Genomic DNA, 14133 nt, shown 5'->3' with positions numbered 1-14133 from the left:
AAATACAAATAATTTTTTCAGCTAACGGCGGAAGCAACAACTGTTCAATGTTCTATGCCTGTCCTCCGGTGCAGTGGCGGAGGGTTCAAGGTTCAAAGTTAGAACCGGAGAAACTAAAGGAGCGAGGAGAGAGGGAGATCGTGGATGCGGGTATGCGTATAAGCGTGGATGGGGGAAAAGATTGCAGCTCGGGGGGAGGAACGTGAGGCGTTAGGGGAAAAAGGCTAAGCTCTCCAAGGGCACGCGTCCACGTCCTGGACACGTTCTCGGTACGTGTCTAACAAACTGTATTTTATCGACATGTTATTTTCTCGTGTCGATGATATCGACATGTTATCGCGACAGCAAACTATACAGCGCTGTATTTAGGTAGAGGATTTCTTTTCCTATTTTGTGTGCCTCAAGAATACCTATCTTTTCCAGTTCCCGTAGATATTCTGCAGCGGTTTGACGTTTCGCTATCCTGGCGTCGATCAAAAACTGTCCTTTTGTGTAAGGCTGGTGGAAGAGCAACTCGATCAGCTCCTTCGAATAGACCCGAGCCGGTAATTCTTTCTTGGCACGTTCCGCTATTTTTGACATAAGCGCCCGTATTGCAAGAATTCGCTCGCGCGTAAAAACAGCGGTCTTTTCTATGCCATCCAGCATGTAGAGTATCCATGGCTCCCATTCACCATATTCCGTTACCCTTCTTAAAAGTCGATAATAGTCTGTCTTCTTCTCGATTATGTACTTGCTCAGGTATAGAACCGGGAAATCGAGAAGTCCTTTCTGCACAAGATAGAGAGTGTTCAAGATACGCCCTGTCCTTCCATTACCGTCTGTGAAGGGGTGAATCGTTTCGAATTGATAGTGTATGACAGCAAGCTTAATTAATGAGTCGACCAAATTCTCTTTATGGATATATTTCTCAAGATTGCTTAGCTTATCACGTATAATTCGTTCTCCCTCGGGAGGGGTAAAAACAATCTTTCCGGTTGAGACATTTTTGATCTTTGTACCCGGGGTATTCCTTATTCCTGACTTATTCTGCTTTATTATTTGATAGATTTTGATAAAGAGATTCGTTGTCAGCAGGTTGTTTTTCTTGAGCATGTTGTAACCTTCCCACAATGCCTCTCTGTAGCGAAGGACCTCTTTTGTCGCCGGATCTATCTGGGTTGTTGCAGCAGTAAATGCTCTGAACAGGGCATCTTCTGTAGTAATTATGTTTTCAATCTCTGAGCTTGCTTTTGCTTCCTGTAAAACCAACGAATTGATAAGGATAGACTGATTTGGGATCGTTTCTCCGAGACCTTTCAATTCTGCCAGCGCTCGCCCGGCGCTAATTGTTTTCTTAAGTATCGGTTTCGTTTCTATATCAACTTTCGGAGGCAAAAGGGGTAAATCGTTGTAAGGTTTTGCCGGATCAAATTTCATAGCCCAATCCTTTCAGGTTTTTCTTTATCTCAGCCTTAACCTCAGCCTGTCTTCTAACTCTCCTGCCCGTTGCTTACGCCGAACCCTTTGAAGCCATTCTATCCCTATGAAATCAAAAATACAAATAATTTTTTCAGCTAACGGCGGAAGCAACAACTGTTCAACGTTCTATGCCTGTCCTCCGGTGCAGTGGCGGAGGGTTCAAGGTTCAAAGTTAGAACCGGAGAAACTAAAGGAACAAGGGGTGAGGGAGATCGTGGATGCGAGGATGCGTATAAGCGTGGATGCGGGATGCCGGGGAGAACCGCTTTAACCTTTCACTTCTCACCTTTCACGGAATTAATATGTCTCACGCCCGTCACGCCTGTGCGTGATATGTTTTCCCATTGTGGGAAGTATATTGTACACAAATATTTTTGTGGGAAGCGAGCTAATGGGGTTAGGTCTTTTATCTTGCAAATGTGGGTATGGGCTATCTGTTTTCCTTTGCCAAAAGCTCGGACATCTGTTGATGGAGCAATGGGATCTTGTTCCGGACAACATCCCAGACGATATCATAATCTACGCCAAAATAATCATGGACCAGCTTATCGCGCATCCCGGTAATTGATCTCCATTCTATAGCAGGATAGCGGTCTTTTAGCTCTCCGGATATCTTTTTCGACGCTTCACCGATGATCTCTACGCTCCGGACAAAAGCCCGTTTTAATGTATCGTCCTTTAGAAATCGTTCTTTATCCAGATCTTTCGACTGACTCGCGAGGTACTCTGTTTCATCGAGAATATGCCGGACATATTCAAGCGACGAGTGCTGCATCTTCTACCTCTCTGAGTATATGTGGCCCAAGATAGGGGCTAAGCGATTCAGGGGTAACCAGCTCTATCCTGTGTTGCAACAATTCTTCCAGGAATAAGGACAACTTCATAAAATTATCGAACGTTTTCTGTGACGGTTCGAATTCTACGAGGAAATCAATGTCACTGTCCTTGCGTTGTGATCCCTTGAGAAAAGAACCAAACAATCCGATTCTCCGTACGCCTAACGTTTTGAGATAGGCGCCATTTTTTTCAAGGGCATTAAAAATATCCTCTTTTGTTCGTACCATATACTTACCTGTATCTTCACGATTTTACAGAATTCTTTGTTTTAAGTAAAGCGATTTCATAGAAGGGATGAAATACCCGGGATCAAAGCTTCAATGCGAGGAACGTGGGGCGAGGAAAAAACGTTCAACGTTCTATGCCTGTCCTCCGGTGCAGTGGCGGAGGGTTCGACGTTCAAGGTTCAGGCAAAATACAGAGAGAAACAGATGCTGGATGCTGGCCGGGCGGCAGTTCTTTTTTCAATTAAACGGATTTTTCCATCAGCAGCAACCTGTGCATTTTTTGCACAGGTTGAACCAGGAGACAATTCGCTGGTCTTGTAAATGTTTCTAATGTGCTTAACAATCACAGAACGATCCCTTTCAAAAAGCGCAGCTATCTGATGGGCGCCTAACCAGATCGTTTCTTTCTCCAGTCTTACATCCAGTCTGGTTTTCCCATCCTCGGTCTGGCAAAGAACTATCTCGCCTTCTTTCGTTGATCTCTGCAAACTCAGCCATAATAATGCCATGTTCGGTAAGTACAGGACCTTGAGAGATGAAGATCAGGAAAGCGGCGTTATCGTCCATCCCGAACGGGTCTTGCTGTGCTGCAGCACGTGGCCTTCAGGCGTGATCTCAAGATAGACCCTCCCGCCTCCGTAGACCCGGCACATCCCGGCGTCGATATCGATAAGGCTCGATCTGCGGGCGGTCTTCACTCCGTTCTTTCGTGTCGGTGTATGGCCGAATATCTGTGGTATCTTCGATGCCTCCTCTGAGGGGCTTATGGACGAGAAGTCGCACCAGAATATGCCGCCATACGGATCGTCCCCTCCCCTGTCGGGACCCACATAGAAGATAGGGTGCAACTCAGGGAAATCATCCCTGACCGCATCCCTTAATATTGCATTGATATGCTCGGACAGCAGGAACAGGTCGATCGTGCCGGATCGCAACCCCGGCTTGTCTGCCTTCATCTCATCCATGATGATGTCCCGTATGGCCGACCTGAGACCCGCATGGGTATAGAGCCACTCGCCGTCGGTATATGAGGCCAGTATATCGCCCCTCATGATCTCCTCTTTCAGCGCGTGTGCAAGGGACCGGGGATCGCTATAATCTGAGAACATGAAGTCACCCTGGAGGATCATCAGCTCATGGTTGCCGCACAGTCGTACCACCTTGCCTCCGGCTGCCGCTGCTTCACCTTGCAGGCCCTTCAGCAGCTCGACCGTTTCCAGAGAATAAGGCCCCCGGTCGATCACATCGCCCGTCTGGATCAGGATGTCGCTTCCGCCGCTCCAACTGCCCCGGTCGATCAGGCCTGCGTTTCCCAGGATCTCCTGAAAGCCCCCTATCTCTCCGTGGATGTCTCCTACGACGATCCGCCTTTTTTGTTTCAGATTTATATTCATTGCGAGCGCCTACTCATTAATATAACATACAGGACATTGCCGGCAACAGGGTGTCAGGGGCATAGCTGAGAGCTAAGAGCGGAGAGCGAGGGGAGAGGAGGGAGATCGTGGATGCGGGTATGCGTATAAGCGTAGATGCGGGATGCCGGGGAGAACCGCTTTAACCTTTCACGTTTCACCTTTCACGGGATTAATATGTCTCTCGCCCGCTTCGCTCGAGCCCGCAGAGGGCGCAAATCTGTGTGCTCTGCGTACCCTGCGAGAGATGCCCTGGGGTTACCTATACACATCCTTTCTATGCGCAATCGACAGAATCTTTACAATCTTGCGACCGTCGTCAATACCGTAAACTACCCTGTAATCCCCTGCCCTTATCCTAAAGTATTCCGTTTCCTTCAGCTTTTTAGCACCGACAGGCCCCGGACCTTTTTCTAAAGAGAGTATCTTGTTGCGGTTCTTCTTTTGTTCTATCGGAGGTAATTTCAGGAATTCTTTTTCTGCTTTTGGGACTATTTCTACAATATATCCCAATTAGATCCCTCGTTCTTTCAAAAATTCCCTGAATGGCCTGCTCTTGTTCTTTGCCCTGTTTTCCGCGATGGCTATATCGATCAGATCCTCGCGCAGGCGATTATCCTTTATAATTTCGCTGAGAAAAATATTCTGTTCCTTCTTCGGCATTGTTCTGAATGCCGTTAAAAAGACTTCAGCGGTCATACCCCCTGCTTTCATGTCCCCTACCTCCTAATTTCCGGCTTTGTCATTTCACTATTTGTGTATTATATCATACAGCGCCTCCGGGGTCACCTATGAAAAGAACAGGGATAGGATGTCCCTCATAGCAATGACCGGCACAACAGATGGAGGCGGGCCAGTGACGCCTGAAATAAAAAGGGGTTTTGGGGAAACCCCAAAACCCGCGTTGTTGTTGGTTGCGGGGACCGGATTTGAACCAGTGACCTTCGGGTTATGAGCCCGACGAGCTACCATTCTGCTCCACCCCGCTGTTGTGGCGATATACTAAATGAAAACCGATACAAAGTCAATACTATTGTATGAAGCAATGTGAAAGGTGAAACGTGAAAAGTGAAAAGTATTTCCCTTCACAAGATCAGCATACCGTATGGCGTAAAAATGGAAGGAGCAACTTGTCCAGGGTCCCTTATTTTATTGTCATCGCGAGGAGCAAAGCGACGTGGCGATCTATTGAATGAGATTGCCACGCTTCGCTCGCAATGACTACAAGGAAAAAGGCTGGGGCTCGATTTTCGATGATCGATTATCGATATTCAAAACTGACTGCCGGATACCCGATGCTGGTCAGAGGAACCAAATGAACTCAATAAACACTAAGAACGCAATAAACGGGGCTCATGGCTGATAGCTGACTACAGGTTGCGAGATGCGAGTTACGAGGTACGAGAGACGCGTTATTTTTCTTTCATCGTCCAGACGCCGTCCCAGGTCTCCTCAGGCGGGTTCTGGAGAAAATATTCGCAGCGTTCGAGGCACATACGGCAGAGGCGGTCATGCCCGTTCAATATGAGGGCCTCATTGAACTTCCTGATGCCCTCCTGCCATCTTGTCTGCCTGTAGAGTGTTATCCCCTCGTGGTACAAACCGATGACTTCCTTCAGGTTCGCGAAAGACTTTTCGTCGTGGTAATCGAGGATCTCATAGACGGTAACGGGCTCGCTCTTGCCCTTTACCCGCATACGGTCCACCTCCCTGTAGAGATAATTTCCTTTCAACTGTCTGAAGGTGAACTCGCTGATGAGGATGCTTGAACCGTAATACTTGTTGGCGCTCTCAAGCCTGGAGGCAAGATTGACACCGTCGCCGATGACCGTATAATCCATCCGCTTCATGCTCCCGATGTTCCCTGAAACGATCTTGTCGGTATTGATGCCGATCCCGATACGGATAGGATCTTTCCCGATCTTTATCCTTTCTTCGTTGAATATCCTCAACTCGCGCAGCATCTCAATCGCCGCCATTAAAGCGCGGTCGGCATCTTCGCCGCTCGCGAAAGGAGCGCCGAAGACAGCCATAATGGCATCGCCGATATACTTATCGAGCACACCGCCATACCGGAAGATAATATCGACCATGATGGTGAAGTATTCGTTCAGCATGCTCACCGTTTCATGGGCGCCTATCTTCTCGGAGATGGAGGTAAAACTCCGGATATCGGAAAAGAATACCGTTGCTTCCTGCAACTGTCCGCCGAGCATCGTATCGCCGGCCTCGAGGAGCTTGTCGGCGACCTCTTTCGTCATATACCTTGCCATCGTGCTCTTGAGCCGCTTCTCTTTCGTCAGATCTTCAAAAACCAGCATTGATCCGATGGGCACGCCTTTCACGCTGATGAGGGGCACGATCATCATATTGACGGATACCTTCAGGTCCTCATCAAGAAAAAGTTCTGTATCCATCGCAAGGTAAGGCTGGCCGGTATTCGTTACATCGTCAACATGCTCAATGATCCAGTTGTTGTTCCCGGAAAAATAGTCCGTCGCGGAAAGGCCCATAATACCCTGCAGCGTAACGCCGAGGATCTTCAACGCGGTCGAATTACATTTTACGATCCGCTTCCTGTCATCGAGGGTAATAACGCCGTTGGTCATACTTTCGAGCATGCTCTCGTTGTAGTTCTTCATGTTCAGGACATCATCGAAGAGCTTTGCGTTTTCAATGGCAATAGAGGCCTGCGCGGAGAAGGCCCTGAGGCGGTTTTCGTCCACCTTTGTAAACGGCCCTCCGCGTTTATTGAGCACCTGCATAACACCGATCTTCCTGCCCTCTTTGTTCTTCACGGGCATGGTGAGGATGTTCCTTGTTGTGTAACCGGTCTTCTTGTCAACCTCGGGGTTAAACCGTTCATCCTTGTATGCGTCGGGGATATTGATCGTCTCGCCGGTTGTGAAGACTGTCCCGGCTATACCGAGATGACTGGGGAAGCGAATCTCTTTTGTTTCAATGCCGAGGGCGACCTGCGACCACAGCTCATCGGTCTTTTCGTCGTAGATAAAAAGGGTGCTCCTGTCCGCGTCCAGCATATCTGTTGTTGTCTCCATGATCCTCGCGAGGAGCGGCTGGAGCTGCAGCTCGGAGGAAATGGCCGAGGTGATCTCCAGAAGCTGTGATTCTTCCTCTTTTGCCTTCTGGACCTCATCGAAGAGCTGAGCATTCTGCAGGGCAGCGGAGGCCTGGGACGTGATCGCCTCAAGGAGCGACAGGTCCTCATCGTGAAAATTCTCGTTTTTCTTGTTGAGCAGCTGGATAACACCGATGGTCTCATTGTTTCTGGTCCTGATCGGCGCGCAGAGGATATTGTTCGTCCTGTATCCTGTCTTTTTATCGACCTCGGGGTTAAACCGTTGGTCGGAATAGGCGTCATTGATGATGATCGGCTCACCGCTCGTGAATACCGCCCCTGCTATCCCCGCGCTGTTAGGGAACCTGATCTCGTTCACCTGTTCCCCCTGCAGTATCCTTGAAAAGAGCTCGTTTGATTCCCTGTCATTCAAAAAGAGGGTACCCCTGTCGGCATTTATAGCCTCCGTGGTAATCTCGATCATGCGACTGAGAAGTACGTTCAGTTCAAGCGTGTCGGAGATCTTTTTTGAAACTTCGAGGAGCGCCGTCAGTTTGGCGAGCACATCGGAGATCTTAAGAAGAAATTCTTCACGGTCCTCTTCACTGAGACCGTCGAGTATCGTCTTGATATCTTCCTGCTGGAGCCTTCGCTCCAGTATCCTGTTTACAATATCGAACTTCATATCCATATCCGGCCTGTCCGGTGATTATTATATATCAGTTGGGACTGTATTTGAAAGGGTAAATTGACCTGTCAGCCCGATATGGTATAATACGAAACCGCCAGTCTAAGGAGTGAATAACTATGAAAACATTGTTTGCATACACAATCGGAATTGTATTTCTCACCGCATCTGTAATCCCCGCAATGGGTCAGGAAAAGGTCGATGCCAGGGCTCTATTTGAGAGCAAATGCAGTATCTGTCACAAACCGGACAGGGCAACATCGAAAAAGAAGACACCCCAGGAATGGCAGGCTACAGTAACAAGGATGAAAGATGTCCATAATGCTCCCGTTAGCGACAAGGAGGCGGCGATCATTACCGGCTACCTCAGCGCGAATTACAGCAAGGAACCTAAAAAATAGTATTGCTTATCCGAGAAGCAGCCTGATCACCAACAGGATGATCCCTCTGAAGAAGTTGATGACGGGATTAAGGATGCCGAGATAGAGCAAGCCTATGATAATGAACATCCCGTATGGCTCAAGCCGCTGGAGGGAATACTGGAATCGCTTCGAAGTAAAACCCATGAGTATCTTTGACCCATCGAGGGGTGGGATCGGGATCAGGTTAAATGCCGCAAGCATGATGTTGATCTGCGCCGCATAATAGAAAAGAAAGAAGACAGGGGTATTCGGTGCGGGCGCCACAAGCCTGAGAAGCAGCATCGAGAGGAAGGCGAGGATGGTATTCGCTACGATACCCGCAGCAGAGACAAAGATAAGGCCCATTCTCTCATCGCGGAGGTTATTGAAATTGACAGGAACAGGTTTGGCCCATCCGAAACCGATGAGGAAGAGCGCTATTGTCCCGATAGGGTCAAGATGTTTTCGCGGGTCCAGGGTTAACCTGCCAAGCCATTTGGCTGTCGAGTCCCCCATCTTATAGGCGACCCACCCGTGAGCAAGCTCATGGATGATTATTGAATAGAGCAGCGGTATCGCCACGAGAAAAAAGGTTAAAGGATCATGAAAGAGTAAACGAATAAGTCCCATAGGTAATGGACACAAGTATCACATAAGCGGACCGTAAAAGCAATCCAAAATGGCAAGGAAAGCTCCCGCATAACCTTCGATGAACATCAATCGCAAATAACTGTGATTGACAAAAATATATGTCCGTGATAAAAATGAGAATATTGGTAAACTGTAAAAGGGGTTTTCAGAAAATCGCATCTTGTCGAAATGATTATCACTATTTCCACATCTTTCAAAGGAGACAGATTGCTTCATGAGCCAACATAACGACGATATCCCTCAGTTACCGGGTATAGACTTAGACGCGACATTCGGCGGGGCATCGATAACGCGTTTCCGGAACGCCATTATCCGTCACCTTGAGCTTATCTTTGTCCTGATCATAGCCTTTTTGGTGCTCATCCTCTTTTTCTTTATCCCCTATAAGTTCGCCTTTCTGAACCTCTTCTATCTCCCCGTCCTCCTTGCCGCTTATTTCCTCGGAAAAAATAAATCCCTCCTCGCGAGCCTCCACATCATACTTCTCGTTGCGGTTACTGCCCTCATCCGGCCTGAGTGGTTCACCAGCCCGGGAGTAGTATTGAGCACTATGGTAATGATCACCATCTGGGGAGGATTTCTCGTCCTCACCAGTATCATTATCGGTTCCCTGCAGGAACGCGTATCAAAGGGTTTTGCGGAGACGCGCCGCCTCTACGAGGAACTGAAGAGAAGCCGGGTCATCGAAGAGATGAAGGAAAAGGTCGAAAAGACCCTTTATACCACCATGGACCCCGTTGTCGCGAAACTTGCCACTGAAGGCAAGCTCCGCATTGAAAAACGCGAGATAACGATCATGTTCTGCGACCTCACGGACTTTACCACCTATTCAGATCAAAACGCGCCTGATATCGTCCTCGATGAACTGAACAGGTTTATAGGTCTGATAGAACCGGTCATCGACCTGTATCGCGGCCACATCGACAAATACATGGGTGACGGCGTCATGGTCGAGTTCGGCGCACCGATAGATTATGCCCAGCATGCCGTCATGTCCGTTCTGGCCGCTATCAAGATACAGGAAAGGCTGAAAGATACTGCCATCCCCTGGCGCCTCCGTATCGGCATAGCGACAGGCAACGCTATCGTTGGAATGATGGGCGTCAACAGACAGGCATACAGCGCCATCGGTGACAAGGTCAATGTCGCAAAGCGCCTCGAAGAGATCTGCGAACCGGACAAGATCTATATCGATGAGGTCACCTACCGGATGGTTGAACCCTTTATCAATGTTGTCAAGGTCCGTAATATGAGTTACAGCCGCCAGTCAGACAAAGATCTGCTGGAACAATTAAGGGTCTTCGAAGGGAGGATGGTAGAGGAAGGAGAGAGCGCTGACCTGCTTTACCGGATGGGGAAGGTACACTTCGGACTACACGACGTTACCGCGGCAATCTCCTGTTTTGAGCATGCCCTGATCATGGACCCCGACTCCACCGAGATACGGCTTGCATATGCCGACGCAAACCTGAAAAAGGATGAATACGAAAAGATCCAGTTAAAAGGCAAGCTTCACAAGATATCGGTATTCGAGGTAAAAGGGGTTAAGAGCAGGTGGCACGATCCGAATATTATCCCTCCGTCATTGGTTGCAAAATACCGTGATGTAGAGGCAGGTATCAAGGCGCCTTTCGATGCAGTGCTCGCCGTGGAATCGCTCGACGGCTCCATCGGAAGGGGACTCCTTACCGGCATGCTCTCCTACGCCATAGCGGACCAACTGAGATTAAACGAAGATCTTAAACAGACGATCCTCCAGGCAGGGCTGCTCCAGGATATGGGCAAAGAAGCTGTTCCCCATCATATCCTCAACCGGCCTGCAAGCCTCACAGAACAGGAGATCAAACTGATAGAAAAATATGTTATCGAGAGCGTCGCTATATTAAAACGCCTTGGGTATGTGGATGAAACACTCCTCAATATCGTCAAGCACCATCATGAATTATGGAACGGCAATGGTTATCCCGACGGACTTGTGGGAGAAGCGATCCCGATCGGATCCCGTATAACGGCCATCGCAGAGGTTTACTGCGCGATGACGTCATGGCGGCCGTATCGCGGTTCATGGGATGTCCGCCTTGCCGTCAACGAACTGCGGAAAAACACCGAAAAGGGTTATTATGATCCGGAGGTGGCGGAAGCCCTTTTTGAAATTCTCAAACACGATACAACAGGTTAAATAAAGACCATACGCTATACTATCCTGACTCAGGAGATATACTATGGCACGACTCAAAATGGGAGAGGTGTCTGCCCGGTATGGTTGGATTATTGAAATTACTCCGTCATCCCTGGAGATATATGCAATGGTTCTGAAAAGATGCACAATGACTTCGATGTGCGCTATTGTCGCAGTGTCAGCATTAATCCTTGCGGGCTGCGCAGGTTTCCTGAGACCATAAACTATTCCGTATATGATGACGGAGTTGAAACCTCCTCTGAGACAGTCCAGTATGGTAGCGGTGGACCAAAGATAGTCTCAGAAAGCGGTCTATCTCCCGAGGTTGCAAGTGGTTTCAAGGAAGCACAGGACTTGAAAGAATTTGGACTCGACGTAGCCCCTTATTCCGATTAACAATCACCTTCCCTTGAGGTAGTCTTCGTTCCCTTTACACACATGGCATCATCGCCAAGGGCTTAAGCGACGCGGCGATCTAAGGATATAACCTATTAATGAGATTGCCGCGCCCTGCGGGCTCGCAATGACAAAACGCCGCGCTACGCTCGCAATGACACTACGCCGCGCCCTACGGGCTCGCAATGACAACAAGGGAAAAGACTGATAGCGAGAAGAATCAGGCTAAGGTTAACGGGATTCATCGCTGACTGCCGATAAAATAATACTTGACATGTCATTGTAATTTTATTAGAAATAACAACACATTAGGCTATTAGTTGGGGGAAGCTTAAAACAAATTAGTACATAGCCCGTTCACAGGCCAGAGGGGAAGGCTCCAGGGGCCGGGTACCCGCTTGCGGGTGATGTGGAGGGGGCGACCGGGTACCCACGAAGTGGGTGTCTCAGTAATAGTCATCCGGGGGGATGCGCGCTGAACACAATAATCAGAAAAGATATCCTGACTAAAAAGGCATTTCAGTTGTTGCAAATGCTCTTTAATGCTCTTTGTTCGTTAAAGTGGAGGAAAGGATGAAAATTAAGATTCTTCTTGCCGAAAACCAGAATATAGTAAGAGAGGGTCTTTGCTCTCTTATCAATAAACAATCTGATCTCGAATTGGTTGGAGAGGCAAAAAACGGACGTACGGCAATCGACCTCGCAAACAAACTTCTGCCCCATATCGTCATCATGAACCTGCAAATACCGGAGCTTAACGGTGTAGAAGCCGCGAAATATATCAATAAAAATCTGCCCGACATCAAAGTAATTGCCCTCACAGGATATTGCGACAACAGGTTTATGACCGAAATGATTAAGGCAGGGGCGAAAGGGTATCTTGATAAAGATTGTTCATTTAATGAGCTTATCCATGCCATCAATGTGGTATTTGAGGACAAATTCTATCTGAGCCCGACGGTAACAGGCGGCGTGCTTAAAGATTATCTTGCATACTTAACGGGAAAGAAGGCTCTCCCGGTTGATAAACTTACGCCCAGGGAACGTCAGGTTTTACGATTAATCGCGGAAGGAGAGTCGATGAAACAGATATCTTCACATCTCAATCTAAGTGTAAAAACAGTCGAGATCCATCGCCGCAGGGTCATGGATAAACTGAACATCAACAGTGTGGCTGAGCTTACCAAATACGCCATAACCGAGGGTCTTATCCCCTTTGATCTGCAATACTCTGCCTTTCACCAATCCCTTATCAAGCATCATCCATTGGCTTAATTCAAATACTCCATTTCCCTGATAAGTCATCAGGATTTGGTTTATTTACATCCTCATTCAAAATATACAAAAATCTATCCGTAGTTGAAGTCTTCCTTTACACAAACAGATTCCTTCGGACAACAAGGCCGCGCCGTGATGGGGCATACAGGGCGGTAGCCTGTCCTGTACACCCGCCGCCCCATCCAGTACCAGGCACCATCAACGACCCAATGAACAACCAGATGCAGGAGGCAAAAAATGAGATTCAAATCCATTCTTTCTTTAATCCTTTTGACCACCTTATTGCTGTTTATTGTCCCCTTTTGCGTATCTCAGTCCTATGCAGACGTTCTTGAACGAAATCAGATAACAGAGACGATCACGCAAAAGAAAGCACGCTGGTCACCGCGGGATACGTCTCTTTCCCTGCTGGACCGGGAGCAGAGAACGAAACGGTTTGGATCGGTCATTCCCACGCCAACGGGCACCGAAAAGATCATCATCGCCCCTGCGGTGAGCATGCCCCTGAAACTCGACTGGAGGAACTACGACGGCAATAATTATGTGACACCGGTCAGGGATCAGGGCGAATGCAGCGCCTGCTGGGCATTTGCTACAACCGCCGCTCTCGAAGCAAACATACTTATTACCGGAAATATGCCGGGCACACCCCTTGATCTGTCTGAACAGGCGCTTCTATCGTGCAGCGGGGCCGGAAATTGTTATGGAGGCTGGATAGACTTCGCGTCTGATTTCATCCGGGATATCGGTCTTCCACAGGAGAGTTGTTACCCATATATGTCCACGGACAATTTCTGCTCAAGTATCTGTCCGGAATGGCCGGGCAAGGCCCACAAAATGAGTGACTGGTACCGGGTTGATCCCACCATCGAATCCATCAGGTACAGCCTTTACAACTACGGTCCTCTCGTCGTCCTCATGGCGGTTCATACCGACTTCTTTTATTATGGGTCAGGGATCTATACGCATACATGGGGGACTCGTGAAGGTTACCACACGGCCCTTATCGTCGGATACGATGACGAGGAACAGTGTTTTATCGTCAAGGACAGCTGGGGCACAGACTGGGGAGAGGATGGTTATCTCAGGATCGCGTACAGCGAGATAAATAGCGAGACTATATTCGGATGCTATACGATCGCGTATAAAAATGATATCCCTGAAGGATTTCCTGTGATCGACGGCATTCCGCGTAATACCGCCGGCACGGGTAAGGATGCCGCAGTAAAACAGGGGGTCCTCGCGTTATCTTGTCTGGCAGGTATCATCAGGGATATATCGGGCAATGCGGTAGGCAACGCAGGTATAAAGGTCGGGAAGTACTTCGCCACAACGGACAGCACCGGGCAATACCGGTTACCTTCGATCCCACCGGGAGATTACATTCTTACCATCTCAAGAAACGGCTACTCCACTATCAGCAGGAATATAACGATCCTCCCCGGGTCTTCACTGACGAAAGACTTTGTTCTTGCTGGCATCGCAGCCGGCAGTATAAAAGAAGGAAAAATGGATGGTGCAACT

The 14133-nt window shown here is 48.5% G+C and carries 16 protein-coding genes and 1 tRNA gene; 7 read left to right on the top strand and 10 right to left on the bottom strand.

Annotated elements, in window-relative coordinates; translation table 11 throughout:
- On the top strand, positions 1 to 206 hold a 206-nt coding region (locus PHU49_07465), incomplete at its 5' end, for a hypothetical protein (GenBank protein MDD5243841.1).
- A 127-nt stretch (positions 207 to 333) separates the two neighbouring features.
- Here the strand turns inward: PHU49_07465 and PHU49_07460 are convergent.
- Positions 334 to 1419: a Fic family protein gene (locus PHU49_07460; protein ID MDD5243840.1), complete on the bottom strand. Its 1086-nt coding sequence runs from the start codon at positions 1417 to 1419 to the stop codon at positions 334 to 336.
- A 106-nt stretch (positions 1420 to 1525) separates the two neighbouring features.
- Between PHU49_07460 and PHU49_07455 the strand changes: the two genes are divergently transcribed.
- Positions 1526 to 1732: a hypothetical protein gene (locus PHU49_07455; protein MDD5243839.1), complete on the top strand. Its 207-nt coding sequence runs from the start codon at positions 1526 to 1528 to the stop codon at positions 1730 to 1732.
- Positions 1733 to 1891: 159 nt separating this feature from the next.
- On the opposite strand, the gene PHU49_07450 is transcribed toward PHU49_07455, so the two are convergent.
- The 8 genes from PHU49_07450 to PHU49_07415 form a co-directional block, all read right to left on the bottom strand.
- Entirely contained in the window at positions 1892 to 2236 is a 345-nt protein-coding gene (locus tag PHU49_07450) for a DUF86 domain-containing protein (GenBank protein ID MDD5243838.1), read from the bottom strand.
- Entirely contained in the window at positions 2217 to 2525 is a 309-nt protein-coding gene (locus tag PHU49_07445; GenBank protein MDD5243837.1) for a nucleotidyltransferase family protein, read from the bottom strand. Before PHU49_07445 ends, PHU49_07450 begins: the two co-directional genes overlap by 20 nt.
- Positions 2526 to 2704: 179 nt before the next feature.
- Positions 2705 to 3034: a hypothetical protein gene (locus PHU49_07440; protein ID MDD5243836.1), complete on the bottom strand. Its 330-nt coding sequence runs from the start codon at positions 3032 to 3034 to the stop codon at positions 2705 to 2707.
- A gap of 33 nt (positions 3035 to 3067) precedes the next feature.
- Positions 3068 to 3919, bottom strand: coding sequence for a metallophosphoesterase (locus PHU49_07435; GenBank protein MDD5243835.1), 852 nt, complete (start codon positions 3917 to 3919; stop codon positions 3068 to 3070).
- A gap of 276 nt (positions 3920 to 4195) precedes the next feature.
- Positions 4196 to 4450 carry a type II toxin-antitoxin system RelE/ParE family toxin gene (locus PHU49_07430; protein ID MDD5243834.1) on the bottom strand — a complete coding sequence of 85 codons (255 nt, stop codon included), beginning with the start codon at positions 4448 to 4450 and terminating at the stop codon, positions 4196 to 4198.
- Positions 4451 to 4651 carry a hypothetical protein gene (locus PHU49_07425; GenBank protein ID MDD5243833.1) on the bottom strand — a complete coding sequence of 67 codons (201 nt, stop codon included), beginning with the start codon at positions 4649 to 4651 and terminating at the stop codon, positions 4451 to 4453.
- Between the two features lie 197 nt (positions 4652 to 4848).
- A tRNA-Met gene (locus PHU49_07420) sits at positions 4849 to 4925 on the bottom strand.
- 424 nt (positions 4926 to 5349) lie between these two features.
- The gene (locus tag PHU49_07415) at positions 5350 to 7707 is read right to left on the bottom strand and encodes a GAF domain-containing protein (protein ID MDD5243832.1); all 2358 of its coding nucleotides are present in this window, start codon (positions 7705 to 7707) and stop codon (positions 5350 to 5352) included.
- A 116-nt stretch (positions 7708 to 7823) separates the two neighbouring features.
- Between PHU49_07415 and PHU49_07410 the strand changes: the two genes are divergently transcribed.
- On the top strand, positions 7824 to 8105 hold the full coding sequence (locus PHU49_07410) for a hypothetical protein (GenBank protein ID MDD5243831.1): 282 nt from the start codon (positions 7824 to 7826) through the stop codon (positions 8103 to 8105).
- Positions 8106 to 8111: 6 nt separating this feature from the next.
- Here PHU49_07410 and PHU49_07405 read toward each other — a convergent pair whose 3' ends face one another.
- Positions 8112 to 8735, bottom strand: coding sequence for a site-2 protease family protein (locus PHU49_07405; protein ID MDD5243830.1), 624 nt, complete (start codon positions 8733 to 8735; stop codon positions 8112 to 8114).
- A gap of 235 nt (positions 8736 to 8970) precedes the next feature.
- Between PHU49_07405 and PHU49_07400 the strand changes: the two genes are divergently transcribed.
- The 4 genes from PHU49_07400 to PHU49_07385 all read left to right on the top strand — a co-directional run.
- Positions 8971 to 10935, top strand: coding sequence for an adenylate/guanylate cyclase domain-containing protein (locus PHU49_07400; protein MDD5243829.1), 1965 nt, complete (start codon positions 8971 to 8973; stop codon positions 10933 to 10935).
- Between the two features lie 43 nt (positions 10936 to 10978).
- Complete coding sequence (locus tag PHU49_07395) at positions 10979 to 11158, top strand: hypothetical protein (protein MDD5243828.1); 180 nt, start codon at positions 10979 to 10981, stop codon at positions 11156 to 11158.
- Positions 11159 to 11904: 746 nt separating this feature from the next.
- On the top strand, positions 11905 to 12606 hold the full coding sequence (locus PHU49_07390; GenBank protein ID MDD5243827.1) for a response regulator transcription factor: 702 nt from the start codon (positions 11905 to 11907) through the stop codon (positions 12604 to 12606).
- Between the two features lie 240 nt (positions 12607 to 12846).
- Positions 12847 to 14133: C1 family peptidase (locus PHU49_07385; protein MDD5243826.1), on the top strand; the 1287-nt coding region annotated here is incomplete at its 3' end.

This window comes from Syntrophorhabdaceae bacterium (assembly GCA_028713955.1).
GTDB lineage: Bacteria > Desulfobacterota > Syntrophorhabdia > Syntrophorhabdales > Syntrophorhabdaceae > UBA5609.
Note: the sequence above shows the minus strand (reverse complement) of the source record. Positions and strands in the feature narration are given on the sequence as shown.